This window comes from Nocardia sp. NBC_00403 (assembly GCF_036046055.1).
Taxonomy (GTDB): Bacteria; Actinomycetota; Actinomycetes; order Mycobacteriales; family Mycobacteriaceae; genus Nocardia.
The window spans coordinates 7,431,052-7,452,499 of the sequence record NZ_CP107939.1 but is presented as its reverse complement, the minus strand read 5'-3'; the positions used below and the strand labels follow the sequence as shown (position 1 = coordinate 7,452,499).

Here is a 21,448-nt window from a genome sequence, read left to right as displayed (position 1 = left end):
GCTATGAATCGGACGCGCCCGCGCACCTCACGCCGAGGTGCGGTTTCTCGGCCCGTGCCGTCGGGGGAGCGGAACTTGCGCCTCCCCCTCGGGTACCGGTGGCGAATTCACCCGTGGGTATGAGGACCACGATGCTGTCGGGTTTCTACTGTCGTAGTCATGAAGCAGAAACGCGGTGCCTGGACCAGGTCGATGAACGCTCGGATGTGGTTCGACGCGTTCACCGTGCTGGTCGCGATCGTCTTTTACTCGGTGGCGTGGCCGACCCTGCATCTCACACACGCGGTGCCGGTGCCGGTGCAGCCGTTCATCGCCGCACTCGCCGCGTTCCCGATCCTGCTCATCCGCATCAATCCCGCGCTGGGCTGGGCGATCTCGGCGGGGTCTGCGCTGGTCATCGCGCTGGCGATCCCGCATCAGTCCAACAATGAGATCCCGATCCAAGTAGTGCACATCCTGTGCCTGTTCGCGTTGCTGTTCGGGGTGGCGCTGCGGGCGGCGGTCCCGGTCATCGCCGTCGCGTGGGCCGCGACCTCCCTGCTGCTCGCCACCACCATGGCCGACGGCGGCGGCGACCTCGCCGGCTCGGCCTGGGGCTGGCCGATCGCCTTGGCAGCGGTCGTGCTGCTCGCGTTGATGATGCGCTGGCTGGTGCAGTCGCGTGAGCAGTTGTTGCGCAAGGAGGAGGAGAACGAGCTGGAGCGGGCCAGGCGCACCATCCTCGAGGAGAAGGCCCGCATCGCCCGTGACCTGCACGATGTGGTGGCTCACCACATGTCGCTGGTGGTGGTGCAGGCGCAGACGGCGCCGTACCGGGTGGTGGGCGTGACGCCGGCCGCCCGCGCGGAATTCGAATCCATCGGCGCCACCGCGCGGGAGGCGTTGAACGAGATTCGCGGCATGCTCGGTGTGCTGCGCAGCGATGGTCAGTTGCCCGAGCATGCGCCGCAGCCGAAGGCCGCGGACGTGATCGGTCTGTTCGAGGGTGCCCGCCGGGCGGGCGTGCACCTCGACTGGACGATCGATGGGCCGCTGGACGCGGTACCGGAAACCACCGGGCTCGCGCTGTACCGCATCGTGCAGGAGTCGCTGTCGAACGCGTCGCGGCACGCCCCCGGCGCCCCGGTCCAGGTGATGATCAGCTGTGGTGTCGATGTGCATCTGAGCGTCGGCAACGCACCAGGTGCGGTGCCCGCCAAGCAGGGCGACAACGGCGGCCACGGTATCGCGGGGATGCGCGCTCGCGCGCTCGCCGCGGGCGGCGAGGTGACCGCGGGCGCGCGCTCCGACGGAGGCTTCGAGGTGCGGGCCCGCCTGCCGCTCGGTCCCGCCGTCGACCTGCCGCTGGATCCAGCTGTCGCGCTCGATTCGATGATCGCCGACCGCTGACGGTTGCCCAGAGTGGGGTCGAGGCGGTTGCCGATTAGGGTGGGCGGGTGGCAATAACGGTTTTGATCGCCGACGATCAGGCGATGGTGCGCCAGGGCTTCGGTGCGCTGCTCGCCGCGCAACCCGATATCAGCGTGGTCGGTGACGCGCCGGACGGGAAAGTCGCAGTCGCCGAGGCCAAACGGCTGCGCCCGGATGTGGTGCTGATGGATGTGCGGATGCCCGAGATGAACGGCTTGGATGCCGCGCGCGCCATCCTCGCGGCCGGATTCGATCCGCCGGTGCGGGTGCTGATGCTCACCACCTTCGACATCGACGACTACGTCTACGAGGCGCTCAGTCTCGGCGCGAGTGGATTCTTGCTCAAGGATGCGCCCGCCGAGGAATTGGTGCGTGCGGTCCGGGTCGTCGCCGACGGCCAAGCGCTTTTGGCGCCCACCGTGACCAGGCGGCTCATCGCGGATGTCACCCGACGCCGCACCGCGACCCGCACCAAACCCACTCCGGCGCTGGGCTCCCTGACTCCGCGCGAGCGCGAGGTGCTCGAACTCATCGCAAAAGGCATGTCCAACATCGAAATCGCGGAATCCCTGTTCGTCGCCGAGCAGACCGTGAAAACCCATGTCTCCAAGGTCTTCTCGAAACTCGACCTGCGCGACCGCGCGCAGGCGGTCGTACTGGCCTACGAATCAGGACTTGTCACGCCGGGCTGACCGGCACGGTGCTCGGCGCCGGTCAGTGCGGGCACTTACCCCCGCGCAACTCGTCGAGGTGGCGCTCGATCAGCTGGGCCATCCGGTCGAGCAGGCCGGTAGCGTCCTCGAACAGGCCCGAATCAGCTTGTGCGGCAAGAGCGATGGCGACGCTGCCGGACTTGGTCGGCACCACGCCGAATTGGCGAGCGAGATAGACGCCGGTGTCGTCGTCCGGACCCCAACCGCCTTTGAATTCGGCGCCCGCGATCGAGCCGAGGCCCCAGCGCTGGTCTGGTGTGATCTGTTCCATCAGCTCGGTCACAGTGGCAGCCTGTGCAAGGCACGGCAGCCGCGATGCGAACCTGGCCTGATTGGCCAGCGTCCACTCGGTCGCCCCGAACGAGTTGTAGTCCAGCCGGGTTCGGGGTCCGGGCACGCCGGTCACAGCATCGCCCGCCTCGTCGAGAATGTCCTGGACGGCCTGGGCCGCCTCGAGGCCATCGCCGAGCGACTCCCAGAGTGCCTCGGCCGCACCGTTATCCGAAACAGTGATCGCGGCCTCGGCGTTCTCCGCCGCGCCTTCGGGGTCGCGACGCAGAGCAGCTATCGCCAGCGGAACCTTGATGGTCGACCACGCGATGCCGCTGGTCCAGTCGCCGAAGATAGTCATCCGGCCACCGCCGACCGGGATGACCGCCATCCCGACCTGGCCGGGCAGATGGGGTTGCAGCTGGGTGAAATCCGCGGCGAGCGAGTCGGGCAGCGTGACCGACAAATCTGGATGCCACGATCCAGCGGTGTCGACGGTGATCGTCGGCGCGGCCGCGGGCTCGTGCTTGTCCGGCAACAGGACACAGGAGGTCAGCGCGAGCAGCGTGACGAGGGCAGCACAGTGCAATACCGCCTGACACGCACGAACTGTTCTCAAGACCTCACCACCGTGTCCTCCCCACCACCACAACACGTGACCGTTGTCCATCGGCGGTGCAAAACTTACCTGTGCTACCTGAATACCCGTTCGGTCGGTGACCGAACAGCGGAGATCATCACCGCGCCGTTGGACGGTGACGCGATGATGATGCCTCATGGATAGTTTTGCCGATTTTCGCGGAGAATTCGAAACGTCGTGGCCAGAGGGCTACCCGCCGGACGGCTGGCTGGGCTCGGCCCGGCCCGGCGCGGGTTGCGGACGGACCGAAGTCCGGCTGTGACTACTAGGCTGACGGTGCTGTTATCACCTCGAAGGGGGTCGCGTTGCTGAACAGCGGTGAGGTGTTTGCCGGGTTCACCATCGAGCGTCTGCTCGGGCAGGGCGGCATGGGGTCGGTGTACCTGGCGCGCCATCCTCGGCTGTCTCGACAGACGGCGTTGAAACTGCTCAACCGCGAGCTGTTCACCGACGCCGAGTTGCGTGCGCGGTTCGAACGCGAGGCCGATCTGGCCGCGCACTTGGACCACCCGAATATTGTCGCCGTCTACGACCGCGGCTCCGAGGACGATCAGCTGTGGATCTCCATGCAGTACATCGACGGCATCGATGCGGCAACGGTGAATCCGCGGACGCTGCCGCCCGAGCGTGCGGTGCAGATCATCGAGGGAGTCGCGGGCGCACTGGATTACGCGCACGGCATGGGCGTGCTGCACCGCGACGTGAAGCCGGCGAACATCATGTTGGCGCGTTCGGTCGGCGGGCAGGGCGAGCGGGTGTTCCTCACCGATTTCGGCATCGCGCGGTTGCGTGAGGATTCCACGCACCTGACCCAAGTCGGCATGTTCACCGCGACCCTGGCCTATGCGTCACCGGAACAGATGACCGGCGGGCACCTCGACCATCGCTCCGACCAGTACTCGCTGGCCTGCGCACTGTACTGGCTGTTCACCGGAATGGCACCGTTCGATTCGCCCGACCCGAACGACATCATCCGCGGCCATCTGCAATACGCCCCGCCACCACTGGCCACCAAACGGCAGGGCCTCAACCCGGCTCTGGACGGGGTGCTCGCCATGGCCATGGCCAAGCGTCCCGAGCATCGCTTCGCCACCTGCACCGAGTTCGCCGCGGCCGCGCGCCGCGCGCTCACCGCGCCCGCGTCGGCGGTGCCCGCGGCAACGGTTCAGGTCAACCCGGCCTATCCTCCTGCCGGACATCCCGGGCCTGCGCTCGCTGTGCCGCCCGCGAATCCGGTCGCCGCGATGCCGCCCGGAGCGCCGCCGCACGTGCCTTCCGCACAGGTTGCTGCCGCCGACCAGGCCGCATTCGCGCAGCAGGTGCCCGCGCAGGCCGCGCCATCGGCATTGCCAGGATATGGTGGTGCGCCCCAGCAGCATTCGATCTACCCGGCGCAGCCTCCCGTCAATCCCGTTGTCGCCCAGCCGATGCAGGTCGCTTCGCAGCACCCGGGGAACTCGCATCCCGGTGCGGCACCGCCCGGTTATCCGCCGCCGAACGGGCAGAATTATGGTGGCCCACAGCCGATGCCGCCGAGCCGTTCCACCGGCGCAATCGGCTGGCTTGTACTCGGTGTGGTGGTCGCGGTGGTCGCCGTCGTCGCGTTCCTCGGGGTCATGGCCTTCGACTCGGATCCTGGCGAGGATTCCGCGGCGTCGCCCGCGCCGTCGACGACGGTGTCGACCCCGGCCATCCTGCCCGCGGATCCGCCGGCGCCGAGTCGCCGCGCGTTTCCGAGTCTGTTGCCGCAGGGCACGGGCGCGTTCGGGGACGCGGAATTCCAGGATGCGGAGTGTATGGCGCGCAAGCCCGCGGACGGCGTGCGGCTCAAAGATGAACTGCTGCAAACCAGTCGCTGGGTGGTGGCGTGGGAGTGCAGCCGTGACATCGCCGACAGCAACCATATGAACTACACGATCCTCGGCTACGAGTCTGCTGCTGCCGCGCAGGCAGTCGTGGCCGCGCTACCGCCGAATACCACGACGCCGTCGCGCAAGAACGACGCGGGACAGGCGGCGCATCTATGGATCGTTCCGGATCCGCCCGGCCCACTCGCGCAGTTCTATCACACGGCAAAACTGGTGGTCAGCTTCGAATCCGATCCCGTTCGCTCGAATTACCTGCTGTACGTGAGCTATCACGGCACCTCGGGCGACCCGCAGACCGCGCCGCCTTCGGCCCAGGATGCCGTGCTGACCTGGTGGGCCGCCGCGCCGTTATAGCGTCCGCAGTCCATCGTTCCTGCGCAGGCCGCACGACGGGCTGCTGTCTTCCGCGATGGGAGTCAGTCGACGGCCAGCGCCTCCACGATCGGCATCCGGGCAGCGCGCAGCGCCGGGGGGATGGAGCCGAGCAGGGCGAGCGCCAGGGCGGCGGTTCCGTAGACGAGCAGGATCGGGCTCTCCGCGTAGTGGATATCGATGGTCATGGCATGCCCCATCGCAACCGTGGCCAGGAACTGTACCGCCGCGCCGACCGCGAAACCTAGTGCGGCGCCGCTCAACCCGATGCCTACGGCCTCGGCGAGCACCGAGCGCAGCAGGAACCTGCGGCTGGTGCCCATGGCGCGCAGCACGCCGAGTTCGCGGCGGCGGTCGAGCACCGAGAGCATCAGTGTGTTCAGCAGCGCCACCGTCGCGACCAGCACCACGATCCAGAGAATGGCCGCGCTCATCGCCGCACCCTGCCGCACGCTCGACGAGATAGCGGTCACTGTGGCCGCGCCGGTGTCGACGTGCATGCCTGCCGGGGCCACCTGCCGGATCGCGGCCGCCACCGCGCTGTGGTCCACGCCCGGTTGCAGGGTGACCGCAAGGATCGTCTCGCCCGGTCGCTCGTACCACTGACGCATCTGCCCGAGATCCATCACGACCACGCCGGCGATGGCGGAGAAGTACGGAATCACCTGCAGCACTGTGGTGGTGTGGTCACCCGTCGGTGTCGGCAGCGTGACGTCGGCGCCCGCGTCCACCCCGAGTGATCTGGCGACATCGCGGGAGATCACCACGCCCTCGCCCGCGGCCATGCGCGCCACCACATCTCGATCCACCGCACTGGTCACCGAACCGTCGACCTCGGCGGGATACCCCTGCAACATCACGCGACCACTGCCGAGGGTGGCGAACGCCATTTGCGCCGGGTTCACCGCGGACACACCGGGGATCGCCGCGATCTTGTCCCGCAGGTCGCTCGGCAGCATCGGCCCGGTGGGGAATTGCTCCATGGCGGTCGGACTCACATAAAGGTCGGTGCTGCCCAGGTCGTCGAAAGTGGCGGTGGCCGAATCGACCATATTGCGCGACGCGCCGCCCATAGCGACGGTGGCGGCCACTCCGATCATCACCGTCATGGCCGTCGCCCACACGCGTCGCGGTGTGCGTTCCAGCGTGGTCGCCCCCAGGGCGCCGGGGGCACCGAACAGGCGGGCCACCGCGGCGGTCGCGCGCACGATCGGACCGGTCGCGGCGAAGCAGAGCGCAACGGCCGCGGCGAACGAGAGGGAGATGGCGGCCAGCGAGAACCGACCGAGGTCGGCCTCGGCGACGCTGATCGCCGCGCCGGTCAGTCCGAGCCCGACCACGATGTGCGCCCACCACAGCATCGGATTCACCCTGTCGGTCCGTGCCACCCCGACCGGGACCAAGGCTTCGATCGGCTCGACCTTGTACACCTGACGTGCCGCGATGGCCGCGGCCGCGACGCTGGCGAGTACACACGCGGCGATCGCGACGGGAATCGCGTACCACGGCACCAGGTATTCGGTGCGCGCCTCCACCGACTGCACGATTGCGGCGGGCAGCCGGTCGATTGCGTTGCGGCCCATGACGACACCGAGCGCCGCCCCGACCGCGCCGCCGAGCAGACCGAGCAGCGCCGCCTCGGCGAGCAGATCGCGCACCATGGGCGCGCGTTCGCCGCCGATGGCGCGCAGCAGCGACAACACCGGCCTGCGTTGTGCGACGGCCATACTCATCGCGTTGTAGATGAGGAACGCCGAGACGATCAGCGCGGCGGCCGAGGACATCAGCGTCGAATACCGGACCAGCTGGATCGCCCCGCCCGCCTGGGCCGTGCGCAGACTCGGTTCGGCGACAACGGCGCGGCCGTCGACGACCTCGGTGAGCACGGCGCGCAGTGTTGCGAGGTCGGCGCCGTGCGCGGGAACGATCTGAATGGAGTCCAGGCGCCCGGTCCGCCCCGTCACCTGCTGTGCCACACCCAGCGAGGCAGCGACGATGTGACCGCCGTTGAGCTGCTCGGATGTTTTGTCGTCGAGAATGCCTGCGACGGTGACGGTTCCGGATCCGAGTGCGAATTTCTCGCCCTCGATGCGGCCCATCGCGGCACCGACGAGCACGCCGTTGGGCACGCTCAGCAGCTTGCCCGCCCGCGCGCTCATGGGGCCCGCCAGCTCGCTGCCGAGCGCGGCGATGCTCGCGTCGGCGCCGATCAGCAGGGCGCGTTCGGCGCCGCTGCCGATCTGGGCGCGCACCATCGGCACCGCCTTTTCGACGCCCGGCGTTGTGGCGATCCGTTGTTGCAGTTGCTGATCGAAGCCCGCGTCGGTAACGCCGGTGATCTCCAGCGCGGCCTTGCCGCCCAGGCTGCGGGTGAGCCGATCCACCGAACCGGTGACCGAGCCGGAGATGCTGAACACCGCAACGAGCAGGCCGGCTGATACGGCCATCACTGTCAGTGACGTGAGGGTCCGGCCGCGATGTGCGAGCAGCTCGCCGATATTGAACAGCCGCAGCCGATCCCACGCAGCCCGGATCATGCCCGAACCGTGCGCTGTGTGCGGTCGACCTTGTCGTTGGAGCCGATCCGACCGTCGCGCAACGTGATCACCCGATCGCAATACTCGATGGCACCCATATCGTGGGTCACCATCACCACCGAGTTGCCGTTGCCCGCGATATCGCCGAGCAGTTTCAGGATCGAAGCACCGGTCTTCGAGTCGAGATTGCCGGTGGGTTCGTCGGCCAGAATCAGCGGTGGGTCCATGATCAACGCTCGCGCCACCGCGACCCGCTGCATCTGACCGCCGGACAGTTCGGCAGGGCGGTGCGCGGCGCGGTCGCCCAGCTCGACCAGGTCGAGCAGCTCCAGCGCGCGCGGCTTGGCCATGCGTAATCCGGTGCCGTCCAACAGCTTCGGAATCGCGACGTTCTCCCATGCGGTGAGCGTCGGAAGCAGGTTGAAGAACTGGAAGATGAAACCGACACGATGGCGCCGGAACTCGGACTGTCGTTCCTCCTCCAGCGAGCCGATCTCCGCACCCTGGAAGCGAATCGACCCCGAATCGGGGCGGTCCAGCGCGCCGAGCAGATGCAACAGTGTGCTCTTGCCCGAGCCGGACGGTCCGATGATCGAGGTGAATTCGCCCGGGTCGATGCGCAGGCTGACGCCGTCGAGCGCGCGCACGGTCTGTTCACCCACCCGGTAGTGCTTGGAAATGTCCGACAATTCCAACATCGCGTGATCCGACATGGCGTCCCCCGCTTTCTTTCGTTGTCTATCGCGCCATGGCCCGCGACGTCAGGTTGCTGCGACGATGGTGCGCGTCGAGCACCGCCCGCAACGCTGGTTGTTCCGAGGCGAGCTCGAGGTAGACCTCGACAGCAGACTTCCCCTCCAGCAGAGCCTGCTCCATTTTCGCGTCGAGATGTAGGTTCCACCGATACCGGAGTGCGAGCAAGAGGCCGTCCGGGCCGCCGAAGAGCCGTTCCAGCCCCGGGATTTCCGAGAACAGGTCTGGACTGTCCGGATCGACGGCCGCGCGGGTGAGCACGGTGTGCACGATGTCGGTTCGGGCGTGCTGATCTTCCCAAGACATGGCATTCGCCTTCCGTGAATGTGTTCGTCTCCGGCCGCGGATGACGCAACGCGGAGCGGATGCCGTTCACGCTACGGACGCCGAAAAGCGCTGTCTTCGTGCCACGGACCCGAATCGATCTCCGCCCGTGGTAGGAGGGTCGGACCGCTCCAGGGACGATGACCAGGGCCGATCGGGCGGTTAGCCTGGGATGATGGATGTGACCCGCGCCATGATCTCGCCTGCGGGCGGACCGGCGATTCCGTTCCGGGAGACCGGGACCGTCTGGTCACGCACCGTCGCGTTCGCGCGCCACCCCATCGCGGTGGCCAGGCAGAATATCGAAGAACTCCCGTTCGACTACCCACCCTCTTTGATCGTCAGCGCCGATGTGGCGCTGTTTCTGGTCGGCGTCGCGGCGACGGCGCAACGGCACAGCTACTTCCCGACGGCAGTGCCGGTGCTGGCCGTGCTGGTGATGTTCATCGCCTCGCCGCTGTTCTGCATATTCGGCGTGCGTCCGTGGCCGTGGATCGTCGCATGCTCCGGGATGGCGGCGACGGCAATGTTCCTGATCCAGCCGGTGTCGGGGGACTTCGCCCCGTTCGTTCTCATCGTGAGTGTCGGCGAGATAGCCGCCATCGCACCCAAGCGCGCCAGCGTGTTCTTCGGCGTTGTCGCGATGGTGGAACTGCTTGCCTTCGACGTGGCGGGAAATCTGCAGTGGAGCCCGACGGGTGAGCGGCTGGAAGGCCTGCCGATGTACATCCTCGGGATCGCGCTGGGCTGGCTGGTCGGTGTGATGATGCAGTACCAACGCCGATTCCTGTACCAGGAACGTGAGTTCCAGGACATTCGGGCGGCTCGAGCCGCTGACGAGGAGCGTCGCAGGATCGCTCGCGAGGTGCACGATGTGATCGCCCACTCGCTGAGCATCACGCTGCTGCATCTCACCGCGGCGCGGCACGCGCTGCAGACCGATCGCGATGTCGACGACGCGGTCGAGGCGCTCGTCGATGCGGAGCGGCTCGGCAGGCAGGCCATGGCCGACATCCGGCGCACCATCGGCCTGCTCGACGTAGCGCCCTCGAAGCAGGCTCCGGAACCCGGCGTCGAGGACATCGAGGATCTGGTCGGTGATTTCGTGCGCGCGGGACTGGATGTCCGCTACACCGGCACCGCCGACCTGGGCGCGGTGTCGGCGGCGGTCGGGCTCGCGCTGTACCGGATCGGGCAGGAGTCACTGGCCAATGTCGTCAAACACGCGCCGGGCGCGTCGGTGACGGTAGGGCTCGCGGTGGACGCCGCCGCGGTGACCCTCGTCGTGAACAACACACTGCCCGGGGGCTTGCCGTCGAATCGAGGACACGGGATGGGGCTGTCCGGTATGGCACAGCGGGCCGAATTGCTCGGCGGCCGGATCACTGCCGGTCCCTTCGACGACGGCTGGTCGGTGCGCGCGCAGTTCCCGCTGGCAGGACGATCCGGGCCGTGGTGCTCGCTACTCGGCCAGACCTCGGCGCGGGAGGGCGCGTGAGCTCACTGGGACCGGCCGATGAGGAGGTCGCCGTTCTGGTCGTCGATGATCAGGAACTCGTTCGCGGTGGACTGCGGCGAATCCTGCGCCGGCGGGACGGTTTCGTCGTCACGGAATGCGCGGACGGGGACGAAGTGCCTGCCGCACTCGTGAACGGACGCCCCGACGTTGTTCTCATGGACCTGCGCATGAAACGCATCGGCGGCATCGATGCCACGCGAATGCTGCGTACCAAAGACGACGCCCCGCCGGTTCTCGTGCTCACCACCTTCGACGACGACCAGTTGCTGTCGGGTGCGCTGCGCGCGGGGGCGGCCGGATTCATCCTCAAGGATTCGCCCGCCGAGGATCTGATCCGCGCGGTGCGGACAGTGGCCGCGGGCGGAGCCTGGCTCGACCCCGCGGTCACCGGCCGGGTGCTCACCGCCTACCGCACCGTGCGCCCCGTGCGCCCCCATGACTCCCGGCTCGCGGAGCTGACCGTACGCGAGTACGAAGTGCTCGAACTGATCGGCCGCGGCCGAGTCAACACCGAGATCGCTCGTGAACTCGGCATCTCGGAAGTCACCGTGAAAAGCCATGTCGGACACATATTCGGCAAGCTCGAGCTGCGCGATCGGGCCGCCGCAATCGTGTTTGCGTTTGACCACGGGGTGGTATCACCAGGAGAATCCACAGTTTGACGGGCAGAACCCGGTCGCGAACCGACGTGATTGGCGGTGCGTGATCTCGGCCCAGGATGTGGAGGAATGACGGGGTGGACGGACCAGGTCGGAGGGTCGGAAGTCGATTCGGGCCGTATGAGCTGCGCTCGCTACTCGGCAAAGGCGGCATGGGCGAGGTCTACGAGGCCTACGACGCGGTGAAGGACCGCGTGGTTGCGGTGAAGCTGCTCTCGGAGGAGCTAGCCCAGGACCCGTCCTACCAGGTGCGCTTCCGGCGCGAATCACAGGCCGCCGCACGACTGGCCGAGCCGCATATCATCCCCATCCACGATTGGGGCGTGATCGATGGCGTGCTGTTCATCGACATGCGCCTGGTGCCCGGCATAGATCTGCGTTCGTTGCTGCGCCACCAGGGGGCGTTGAGCGCCGAACGCGCGATCGGGATCATCGAGCAGATCGCTGCGGGCTTGGACGCCGCACACGCCGACGGCCTGGTGCACCGCGACGTCAAGCCCGCCAACATCCTGGTGACCGACGCGGATTTCGCCTATCTCGTCGACTTCGGCATCGCCCATACCGAGGGCGACAGCGCGATGACCCAGGTCGGGATGGCCATCGGCTCCTATACCTACATGGCGCCGGAGCGGTTCGACGTCGGCCAGGTGACCGGCCGCGCCGACATCTATTCGCTGGCCTGTGTGCTGCACGAGTGCCTCACCGGATCAACACCCTTCCCGGCGGCGAGCATGAGTGTGCTGATCCGCTCGCACCTGTCCGAGCCGCCACCGCGACCGAGCGTGCAGCGGCCGGGGATCCCGGCCTCGATGGACGCAGTGATCGCCCGCGGCATGGCCAAGGACCCCGCCGACCGGTATCCCACGGCGGCGGATCTGGCGCGGGCCGCCCGAGCTGCCCTTGGCAGCCCGGCGACGGCGAGCAGTCCCACGTTCGTGGTGCGTGCGCCGGACCCCGCGACCTTCGGTCAGTCCGATCCCACCCTGGTGCAACGGCATTCGGCCTTCATTCCGCCGGAGACGACGGGCGAGCTGGTGATCCACCCCACCGGCCCGACAGTGGTGACTCAGACCGACCTCCAGTTCACGCCGCTGCCGCCGCAACAGCCTGCGGGGTCGCCGTTCGGACCGCCCGCGCCCTATCAGCCGACGCAGCAGCCGCCCGTTCGGCCTTTTCCGGATGCACATTTGTATCAGGAAAGCGAGCAGTATTCGCAGCCGCAGGCGTATTCGGATGCGCAACATCCCGGCGCGCAGCAATACTCGGACCCGCAGCACTATGCAGTACCGCAGCCGAATTCCGGACCGCCTCCGTTCGCGGACCAACATCCTGGTGCACAACAGTATTCGGATCCACAGCAGGCTCAGGAAACGCGGCGGTACGAGGCGCCGCAGCGTCCTGAGCGGCCGTTCTATCCCGAGGCACAGCCTTTTTCGGATCCCCAACAGTTCTCCGGTAGCCCGTCGAATTCGCCTTTCCAGCAGGCGTACCAACCGCAGCACGCCGCGGGTCGTGACTTGCGCGCGCCCGACTATTCGGCGGCAGCCGATTCTCGCGCCCGCGAAGACTATGTGTCTCCCGGCGACTATGACGACGACGACGATTACTACGGGCCGGATTCGGCAGCGGACCCGTACTTCCCGCCACCGCAGCGGCGATCGATCGTGACGCCGATCCTGATCGGTGTGCTCGCCGTCGTCGTGCTTTCGGTCGGCGGTGTAGTGGGCTGGCAGCTGCTCGGCTCCAGCGACTCAGGGACCTCCGCCACCGGCGTCGAGGCCGGGTCGTCGGTGGCGCCGACGACCCGCGACAGCAGCACACCCAGCACCTCGACAGCGCCCACGACGACCTCCGCGCCCACGTCGTCCACTCCGGTCGCGCTGCCCGAGAGCGCGCGCCCCTGCTCGGCAGGCGGGCCCGGGCGTGGGGCATTCACCCGAGTGGCCGCGGGCAGCCAGGTAACCAGTTGCGAGTTCGCCGAAGAGGTCCGCAGGGCTTACGCCGAGTCCGCCACCGCCAACGTCTCACGCGCACCACGCTCGGTGGTGGCGACAAGCCCGGTCACCGGCCGGACTTACACGATGAATTGCGTCGCAGAGGGCCAAGTGGTCACGTGCAGCGGCGGTGAGAACGCGGTGGTGTATGTCTACTGATCGATCCAGGCACTTCCGAACGGTTTTCGGCGCCGCGTCGCTGGCCACGCTGCTGCCACTGACCGCCTGTGGGACCGGTTCCGGTGCGAACTCGCCGGCGCCGCCGTCGAGCATCACCCAGGCCGCGGCGCACACCGACCAGCAGCATCTGTCGATGACCATTCCCGGCACGCTCGCCGCCGGATTCGTCGAACTGCAGGCAGGCCTGCGCGGCCATGTCGGCATGGCGATCATGCCGGTCGGCGGCGACAAAATGGTCACCTTCGGTGACTGGACCACCGGCCCCGCCTGGTCGACCATGAAGGTCCCACTGACGGTTGCCGCGTTGCGCCACAATTCCGCGAACTCGACTTATGCCGCCACCGCGGCGATCACCGCCTCGGACAATGCGGCCGCCGACACCCTGTGGCAATCGCTCGGCAGCGGTCAGGAAGCGGCGAAGGCGGTGGAGGCCGTGCTGCGTGAGGGTGGTGACACCAGGACCACGGTGCCGCCGACGAGGACCAGATCCGAGCACTCGGCATTCGGTCAGGCGGAGTGGACGCTGGCCGACCAGGTTCGCTTCGTGTCGCGGCTGCCATGCCTGCCGCAGACGGGGAACGTCATCACGCTGATGGAGCAGATCACGCCCAACCAGCGCTGGGGACTGGGCGCGTTCACCGGCGCCGAATTCAAGGGCGGCTGGGGTCCCGACCTCTCCGGCGCATACCTGGTGCGGCAGTTCGGGCTGGTGCCGACGCCGGGTGGTCAGATCGCCGTCGCTATTGCTGCACAACCCGATTCGGGTGCGTTCTCGGACGGAATGACGGTGCTGGACAAGTTGGCGACGCTGATGTCACAGCACCTCGATGAACTTTCCGGCGGCGCCTGCTCCTGATTTGACCGGGTAGCGACAACACCTGACAATCGCGACTATGGGGTGAGGTTGCCGGACCCCTGGTTTGCGGTGCTCGCAGGCGCATCCGCAAGGTGGAGGTAACGGGTGGACGTCACGCAGTCTAGGGCCGGGACGCGATTGGGTCCCTACGAGTTGCGTTCGTTGCTCGCATGGGGGAGGCCTACAGGCGTTCGGTCGATTCAGTTCGTCGGCGGTAGGCAACGAGGTCACCAGTTGCCCCTTCGTCGAGGAAGTGCGCAAAGCTTATGCGGGCGGCGTCAGCGAGGCGGGAAGCACTCGCTCGATAGTCGTCTACAGCCAGGCCGAGGAACGGGACTACACCATGGAATGCACAGCCGGCCACGAGTTCGTCACCTGCACCGGCGGCGAGAATGCGATTGTCTATGTCTACTGACCGTTTCCGTAACCCAGGGTTCACGGGGGCGGGGCCCTACGGCCCCGCGGTGCGGGGCAAGATATCGGCCATGCGCATCGGAGTCTTGACCGGAGGCGGAGACTGCCCAGGACTGAACGCGGTCATCCGCGCCGTCGTTCGCACAGCGAACGGCCGCTACGGAGACGCGATCATCGGCTTCCAGGACGGCTGGCGTGGTCTATTGGAGGACCGGAAGATCCCGATCCTCAATGACGATCGCACCGACCGGCTGCTCACCAAGGGCGGCACCATGCTCGGCACCGCACGCACCAATCCGGACATGCTGCGCGCCGGGCTCGGACAGATCAGGCAGACCCTCGACGACAACGGCATCGAGGCGCTCATCCCGATCGGCGGCGAAGGCACACTCACCGCCGCGAGCTGGCTGTCCGACGAAGGGGTCCCCGTGGTCGGGGTGCCCAAGACCATCGACAACGACATCGACTGCACCGACGTCACGTTCGGCCACGACACCGCGCTCTCCATCGCCACCGAGGCAATCGACCGGCTGCACACCACCGCGGAATCGCACCAGCGCGTGATGCTCGTCGAGGTGATGGGACGCCACGCGGGCTGGATCGCCATCCACGCGGGCATGGCCGCAGGCGCGCACCTGACCCTGGTGCCCGAGGTGCCGTTCGACGTGGACGAGGTGTGCACCATGATCAAGCGCCGCTTCCAGCGCGGCGACAAGCACTTCATCTGCGTTGTCGCCGAGGGCGCGCACCCGGCGCCGGATTCCGGATTCGCGCTGCGCGAAGGCGGTATCGACGAGTTCGGTCACGAACGCTTCACCGGCGTCGCCCAGCAGCTCGGCGCCGAAATCGAACGCCGCATCGGCAAGGAAGTCCGTACCACCGTCCTCGGCCACGTCCAGCGCGGCGGCAGCCCGACCCCCTACGACCGCGTCCTCGCCACCCGCTTCGGCCTACACGCCGCCGAAGCCGTGCACGCGGGACACTTCGGCCAAATGGTCTCCCTGCGTGGCACATCGATCGACCTGGTCCCGCTGTCGGAGGCCACCAAGCAGTTGAAGCGGGTCCCCGAAGACCGCTACCGCGAAGCGGAGGCATTCTTCGGCTGAGTTGCCAGCGCTTGGCCGCCGGTGAAATCGGGCACTAGCTGCGGCGACGCGGGCGACCGATTACGCTCGGCCTTCCGGTGATTCATCCGATCATTTCCGCGGCGTCGGTACTGTGTGGCTATGCGCAATGGACGAGTGATCGCGTTCGTTCTGTTTGTCGTTGCCGTCGTGGTGGCCGGGTGTTCGTCAGGATCCGACAATCCGCCGAACCCGGTGACCGGTGACTGGAGGGGGATGATCCAGACCCCGGGGAAGCCGATCGAGATCGGGGTGAGCTTCGCCGACGACGGCACCGCCACCATCGATATCCCCGTGCAGGGTGTGCACGAGACACCGCTGAAGGACGTGAAGACCGACCGTGACGCGGTGGAATTCGCCATCGCCGACATCCCGGGTGACCCGAAGTTCCACGGCAGGTACGACGCAGGCGCGGGCAAGATCACCGGTGACTTCATCCAGGGCGGGCAGAGTTTCGTGTTGGCGATGGAGCGCGGCAAGGTCGCTCCGCTCCCACGGCCACAGGAGCCGAAGCCGCCTTTCCCGTACCACTCCGAGGACATCACCTACCGCAGCGGTGACATCACCATCGCGGGCACGCTCACCGAGCCGCAGGGCAACGGACCCTTCCCTGCGGTGCTGCTGATCAGCGGTAGCGGCCCCCAGGATCGTGACGAGACACTGATGGGCCACAAGCCGTTCCTGCTCCTCGCGGACACCCTGACCCGCGCGGGGTACGCGGTGCTGCGCACCGACGACCGCGGTGTCGGCGGCACCGGCGGCAACCTCGACGCAGCGAACTACACCGACCTGTCGGGCGATGCCGCGGCAGGTGTGAGTTTCCTGCGCGGCCGTCCGGGCATCGACCAGGCTCGGGTCGGACTGTTCGGACACAGCGAGGGCGGCTACCTCGCGCCACTGGTGGCCTCGCGCCCCGACAGTGGTGTCGCGTTCGTCATCGCGATGGCAGGCCCGTCCGTGGTCGGCGCCGATGTGGTGAACGAGCAGACCGAACTGATCGGCGCGGCACAGGGCACCCCGCCCGACGAACTGGACGCGCAGGTCCGCGACACCACCGCGGTTACCGCCCTGCTGCGGACCGGCGATATCGAGGGTGCCAAGAAACTGGCCCGCGAACAGAACGCCACCCTCCCGGCGGACAAGCGTGCCAAGGCAGCCGACCTCGAAGCCCAGATCACCCCGTACTTCGCGGCTTTGGTCGCCTACGATCCGGCACCCGCGCTGAAGGCGCTGCGTGTGCCGGTCCTCGCCTTCTACGGTGGCAAAGACCTCCAGGTTCCCGCCGCCCAGAACGAACAGCCGATGCGTGACAACCTCGCCGCCGACCCCGACGCGACGGTGCTCACCTTCCCCGGCCTCAACCACCTTATGCAGCCCACCGAGACCGGCCTGCCCAGCGAATACAACAATATCGAGACCACCATCTCGCCAGAGGTGCTGACCTACGTCACCACCTGGCTGACCCAGCGGATACCGCCGAAGTAATCGCAGCCACTCCGACACCGACAGTGATCGACGTGGCTGCCGATAGTGGCTGGTAGCCGCCGCCGGATCGGCCGCGGGAACCCTCGGAATCCGACGGCGGGCGGGTGAATAGACTTATCGCCATGAGCGCACCCTCCGACGACCTGATGGACTATGCCGATGTCATCGCCCGGTTCGAGCCGGTGCTGGGCATGGAGGTTCACGTCGAGCTGAATACCGCGACCAAAATGTTCTGCGGTTGCCCCACCGAGTTCGGCGCGGAACCGAACACTCAGGTGTGCCCGGTGTGCCTCGGACTGCCGGGCTCGCTGCCCGTGGTGAACGAGAAGGCGGTCGAGTCGGCGATCCGGATCGGGCTCGCGCTGAACTGTTCGATCACCCCGTGGGGCCGGTTCGCGCGCAAGAACTACTTCTACCCCGATCAGCCCAAGAACTACCAGATCAGCCAGTACGACGAGCCGATCGCCACCGACGGCCATCTGGATGTGGTGCTCGACGACGGCAGCGTCTTCCGCGTCGAGATCGAGCGCGCGCACATGGAAGAGGACACGGGCAAGTCGCTGCACGTCGGTGGTGCGACCGGTCGCATCCACGGCGCGAGTCACTCACTGCTGGACTACAACCGCGCCGGTGTGCCGCTGATCGAGATCGTCACCAAGCCGATCACCGGCTCGGGGGAGCGTGCGCCGGAGGTGGCACGCGCCTACGTGACCGCCCTGCGCGAGGTGCTGAAGTCGCTCGGCGTCTCTGACGTCAAGATGGAGCAGGGCTCGCTGCGCTGCGATGCCAACGTGTCGCTGATGCCCGTCGGCGCACAGGAATTCGGCACCCGCACCGAAACCAAGAACGTGAACTCGCTCAAGAGCGTCGAGGTCGCGGTTCGCTTCGAAATGCGGCGTCAGGCCGCGCGCTTGGCCGAGGGTCTGAGCATCGTGCAGGAGACCCGCCACTTCCACGAGGCGGACGGCAGCACCTCGCCGGGCCGGGTCAAGGAAACCGCGGAGGACTACCGCTACTTCCCCGAGCCCGATCTGGAACCCGTTGCGCCCGAAACGGACTGGGTGGAGCAGCTGCGTACCACCATTCCCGAGTACCCGTGGTTGCGCCGCGCCAGGATCCAGGCCGACTGGGAGCTGTCCGACGAGGTGATGCGTGACCTCGTCAACGCGGGCGCGCTCGACCTCATCATCGCCACCGTCGACGCGGGCGCCCCGGCCAATGAGGCCCGCTCCTGGTGGGTTGCCTACCTCACCGAAAAAGCCAAGGAGCGCGAGGTTTCGCTGGAGGACCTGCCCATCACGCCCGCCCAGGTCGCCGAGGTGATCAAGCTGGTCGAGGCGAAGACGGTGAACAACAAGGTTGCCAAGCAGGTCGTCGACTTCGTGCTGGCGGGCGAGGGCAACCCGGCCGAGATCGTGGCCGCCAAGGGGCTGGGCATGGTCAGCGACGACAGCGCGTTGCAGGCCGAGGTCGAGAAGGCGCTCGCCGCGAACCCGGACATCGCCGATCGGATCCGCTCCGGCAAGGTCCAGGCCGCGGGCAAGATCGTCGGTGATGTCATGAAGGCCACCCGCGGGCAGGCCGACGCCGCCCGGGTGCGCGAACTCGTGCTCGCCGCCTGCGGCTGAGTTCGGGCTGAATTAGCTCCTGCCGCAATAGAATCGGGCCGCAACACCAGGTGTTGCGGCCCGATTCGGCATCGTGCGGTCAGTCCGACCCGCCACCGCCCTGCGGCGGCGGGATCCGCACTACGCGGTCGTCGAACGGTCCGGGCTGACCATCGGTCTTGTTGACCGTCGCCACCCAGATGGTGCCGTCGCCGCCGGCCGCCGCGCCGCCGAGCTGTCCGTACTTGTCCTGTGCGATGAGGCTGGGCGAGGAGGTCACGGCGTGCGTATTCGGGTCGGCGATGGCGATCGCCACCGCTTTCGCTCCGGTCAGTGCGATAGCAACGCCGTCGCTGGCCGCCGCGCATCCTGCGACGCCGGGACGGTCGGGCCAGGTCCACGCGGTGGTGACGGTGCCGTCCTTGGCGAGCAGTTGCAGGCGGTCCTCGGTCGCGGTGCGGTCGGTGATCCAGACGCTGTCCTTGCCGTCGCCACAGACATCGCCCGCGGTGCCGATGCCCGACACCACGACCTCCGCCGTCGACCCGGGCGCGGGGGAGTTGACCCGCAGCAGTTTGCCGCCCAGCGAGGACGGTGACACGGCAGCGCCCGGATTGCCCGCATCGCCGGTCAACACCAGCATCTGCGTCGGTGTGACGAACTCGATCGAACCGTGGTTACCGGTGGCGCCCTTGGGGATTCCGGTCAGGATCGCCTTCGGTGGGCCGCCCTCCGCAATGCGGACAACCCGGTTGTCGGTGGCGGTGGTGATGTAGGCGTAAATCAGCCCGTCCTCGCGAAAGGTCGGCGAGAGTGCGATGTCGGAGAGCCCGCCGTCGCCGGTGCCGTCCACGTCGACGCGCGCGACCTCCGTCGGAGTTTCCTGCGGGCTGCTCGGGTCCACCGGCACCACCTTCAGGATGCGTCCGGTGCGCCGCTCGGCCACCAGTGCGCTGTCGCCGAGGGCGATCAGACCGCCGGTGGTGTCCAGGCAGGTCGCTACGACCGCCGGGTCGGGATCGATGCACGGCCCGGTCGGGCGAGCGCCCGGGGTCGGCGGCTGCTTGGGCGGTTTGGGGTCGGCGGGATTGACGGTCGGCTCGGGGGTGAACGGACTGGAAGCTGAATCATCGAACCGGGCGCAGCCTGCCAGCAGGACGGAGCCGAGCGCCAAGCTCAGGGCGACGCGGCCCGCGACAACCAAACTCATGGTTCAGACGTTACGGAAACACCGGCCGCCGCGCCCCTCCCGGGTCGGGTGTTGTCGCCCGAAAACCCCGGATGCTGACACGCCGTTGCTTGCAGACCGCCCGTCGTCGCCCGCAGCGGCATAGGGTGTTAAGCCGTGAGCGAGTCTGTGAGCGAACGATCAACACAGTGCGCCTCGCGCGCGCCGGAGCCGAACATGGGTGAGGTGCGGTCGTGAGCGAGGAAACCATGTCACAGTGCGCGTCGAGCGCGCCCGAGCCGAGGGGCGGCGAGGGGGCGTCATGACCGACAAGTCGAATGACACACCCGCGGCCACCGGATCCACAGGTGGCACGCCGCTGTCGACGGCGGAGCAGGAGGCGGTTTCGACCACCGGCAGCGGTGTGAGCAGCCCGTTCGATTCACCGACCGAACAGCTCTCTTCGCTGGGGAAGGGCCCCGAGCTGACCAAGGACGTGCCGCGCACGGACGACGAGCTCGGTCTCGACCCCGAGGTCCCCGCAGTCGGCGAGCAGGCGAACCAGGCAGACACGGCACCCGCCTACGCGTACGCCAGCATCCCGCCCGCCGCGAACCCGCCGAGCGAGCCGAGTCGACCGCTGCGCCGTCGCAACGGTGACAATCGCCGCGGCACCCTCGATCTGGGACTGTTCGTGCTGCGCCTGGTCGTCGGCGGCACCTTCATCTACCACGGGCTGATGAAGCTCGCCGGTTGGTTCCACGGGCCCGGCCTGGACGGCACCCGCGACATGATGGCCAACGGCGGCTGGGACCACCCGACGATGGCCACCATCCTCGTGACGGCCGGCGAACTCGGCGGCGGCGGACTGCTCGTCCTCGGCCTGGCCACCCCGCTCGCCGCGGGCGCCGTGCTCGCGGTCATCCTGGACGCGTGGGCTTGGAAGCAGGGCATGCTTCCCGGCTTCCAATACAAGGTCGCCACCGGCGTCGAACTGGAATCCATCCTGGCGGGCGCCGCCGCGGTGATCATCCTGACCGGACCGGGACGCCTGTCCTTCGACCGCAACCGCGGCTGGGCCACCCGCCCCGCCTACGGCTCCTTCGCCGTCCTGATCCTCGCCATCGCCGCCGCTGTCGGCACGTGGATCTGGCTGCACGGTGGCAACCCCTTGATCGGCATCGGCCCCTGGTAGTCCGCCTCCCCGAATATTCAGGTCGTACCGGTCGGTGCCGTGAGACTCGCGTCCACGTCCTGCGCCTGGTGCTCGGCTGACCTCCCAGCGTGCCCGGTGAGTTACCCATGTACTTGCCAGATCAGTTGTCTGGTCCCGCATATGGATCGATAGCGAACGGCGTCCCCCTGGCCGATAGAGGGACGCCGTTCGTTTGTCGGTGCCGGGACATGGCTGCGGCAAGTGTCGAGTAGACCGCTCGGTTATTTCCCGTTCATCACCGAAGCGCTTGGATTCTGGTGTCTGCCAATGGAAGCGGCTCCAGGGGTCGTTGCTCACTGCCGGTCGGCTTGCCGCCGAACGGGATATGGCCACGGCCAA

At 67.7% G+C, this 21,448-nt stretch carries 17 protein-coding genes; 12 read left to right on the top strand and 5 right to left on the bottom strand.

Going from position 1 to position 21,448, the window contains the following annotated elements:
* The first annotated feature begins 159 nt into the window (after nt 1-159).
* Nucleotides 160-1,389: a sensor histidine kinase gene (locus OHQ90_RS33400; RefSeq protein ID WP_442941231.1), complete on the top strand. Its 1,230-nt coding sequence runs from the start codon at nt 160-162 to the stop codon at nt 1,387-1,389.
* Nucleotides 1,390-1,436: 47 nt separating this feature from the next.
* Nucleotides 1,437-2,102, top strand: a complete 666-nt coding sequence (locus OHQ90_RS33395) for a response regulator transcription factor (RefSeq protein WP_328404360.1) — start codon at nt 1,437-1,439, stop codon at nt 2,100-2,102.
* Nucleotides 2,103-2,124: 22 nt separating this feature from the next.
* Here OHQ90_RS33395 and OHQ90_RS33390 read toward each other — a convergent pair whose 3' ends face one another.
* The gene (locus tag OHQ90_RS33390) at nt 2,125-3,012 is read right to left on the bottom strand and encodes a hypothetical protein (protein WP_328404358.1); all 888 of its coding nucleotides are present in this window, start codon (nt 3,010-3,012) and stop codon (nt 2,125-2,127) included.
* A 326-nt stretch (nt 3,013-3,338) separates the two neighbouring features.
* Here OHQ90_RS33390 and OHQ90_RS33385 point away from each other — a divergent pair, with 326 nt between their 5' ends.
* A complete protein-coding gene (locus tag OHQ90_RS33385) occupies nt 3,339-5,255 on the top strand; it encodes a serine/threonine-protein kinase (RefSeq protein WP_328404356.1) in 1,917 nt (638 codons plus the stop codon).
* A 62-nt stretch (nt 5,256-5,317) separates the two neighbouring features.
* Here the strand turns inward: OHQ90_RS33385 and OHQ90_RS33380 are convergent, their stop codons facing one another.
* Genes OHQ90_RS33380 through OHQ90_RS33370 form a run of 3 tightly spaced genes read right to left on the bottom strand, consistent with a single transcriptional unit; the run spans nt 5,318 to nt 8,869 of the window.
* Entirely contained in the window at nt 5,318-7,810 is a 2,493-nt protein-coding gene (locus OHQ90_RS33380) for an ABC transporter permease (RefSeq protein WP_328404354.1), read from the bottom strand.
* Complete coding sequence (locus OHQ90_RS33375; RefSeq protein WP_328404352.1) at nt 7,807-8,508, bottom strand: ABC transporter ATP-binding protein; 702 nt, start codon at nt 8,506-8,508, stop codon at nt 7,807-7,809. The genes OHQ90_RS33380 and OHQ90_RS33375 overlap by 4 nt, the downstream gene beginning before the upstream one ends.
* A 40-nt stretch (nt 8,509-8,548) precedes the next feature.
* Nucleotides 8,549-8,869, bottom strand: coding sequence for a hypothetical protein (locus OHQ90_RS33370; protein WP_328404350.1), 321 nt, complete (start codon nt 8,867-8,869; stop codon nt 8,549-8,551).
* A 190-nt stretch (nt 8,870-9,059) separates the two neighbouring features.
* Between OHQ90_RS33370 and OHQ90_RS33365 the strand changes: the two genes are divergently transcribed.
* The 8 genes from OHQ90_RS33365 (at nt 9,060) to gatB (ending at nt 18,746) form a co-directional block, all read left to right on the top strand.
* Nucleotides 9,060-10,385 carry a sensor histidine kinase gene (locus OHQ90_RS33365; RefSeq protein ID WP_328404348.1) on the top strand — a complete coding sequence of 442 codons (1,326 nt, stop codon included), beginning with the start codon at nt 9,060-9,062 and terminating at the stop codon, nt 10,383-10,385.
* Nucleotides 10,382-11,068, top strand: coding sequence for a response regulator transcription factor (locus OHQ90_RS33360; protein WP_328404346.1), 687 nt, complete (start codon nt 10,382-10,384; stop codon nt 11,066-11,068). The genes OHQ90_RS33365 and OHQ90_RS33360 overlap by 4 nt, the downstream gene beginning before the upstream one ends.
* A 74-nt stretch (nt 11,069-11,142) precedes the next feature.
* Complete coding sequence (locus OHQ90_RS39640) at nt 11,143-13,218, top strand: protein kinase domain-containing protein (protein WP_442941230.1); 2,076 nt, start codon at nt 11,143-11,145, stop codon at nt 13,216-13,218.
* A complete protein-coding gene (locus OHQ90_RS33350) occupies nt 13,208-14,095 on the top strand; it encodes a hypothetical protein (protein ID WP_328404344.1) in 888 nt (295 codons plus the stop codon). The genes OHQ90_RS39640 and OHQ90_RS33350 overlap by 11 nt, the downstream gene beginning before the upstream one ends.
* Before the next feature lie 253 nt (nt 14,096-14,348).
* Nucleotides 14,349-14,510, top strand: a complete 162-nt coding sequence (locus OHQ90_RS33345; RefSeq protein ID WP_328404342.1) for a hypothetical protein — start codon at nt 14,349-14,351, stop codon at nt 14,508-14,510.
* Between the two features lie 70 nt (nt 14,511-14,580).
* Entirely contained in the window at nt 14,581-15,615 is a 1,035-nt protein-coding gene (locus OHQ90_RS33340) for an ATP-dependent 6-phosphofructokinase (protein WP_328413287.1), read from the top strand.
* 120 nt (nt 15,616-15,735) lie between these two features.
* Nucleotides 15,736-17,118: an alpha/beta hydrolase family protein gene (locus OHQ90_RS33335; protein WP_328404340.1), complete on the top strand. Its 1,383-nt coding sequence runs from the start codon at nt 15,736-15,738 to the stop codon at nt 17,116-17,118.
* Between the two features lie 122 nt (nt 17,119-17,240).
* Nucleotides 17,241-18,746: an Asp-tRNA(Asn)/Glu-tRNA(Gln) amidotransferase subunit GatB gene (gene gatB, locus OHQ90_RS33330; RefSeq protein WP_328404338.1), complete on the top strand. Its 1,506-nt coding sequence runs from the start codon at nt 17,241-17,243 to the stop codon at nt 18,744-18,746.
* A 79-nt stretch (nt 18,747-18,825) separates the two neighbouring features.
* Here gatB and OHQ90_RS33325 read toward each other — a convergent pair whose 3' ends face one another.
* Nucleotides 18,826-19,935, bottom strand: coding sequence for a PQQ-dependent sugar dehydrogenase (locus tag OHQ90_RS33325; protein ID WP_328404336.1), 1,110 nt, complete (start codon nt 19,933-19,935; stop codon nt 18,826-18,828).
* Nucleotides 19,936-20,215: 280 nt separating this feature from the next.
* Between OHQ90_RS33325 and OHQ90_RS33320 the strand changes: the two genes are divergently transcribed.
* Nucleotides 20,216-21,088 (top strand): DoxX family protein, encoded by an 873-nt coding sequence (locus OHQ90_RS33320; protein ID WP_328404334.1) that lies wholly within the window; start codon nt 20,216-20,218, stop codon nt 21,086-21,088.
* The last annotated feature ends 360 nt before the right edge of the window (nt 21,089-21,448 follow it).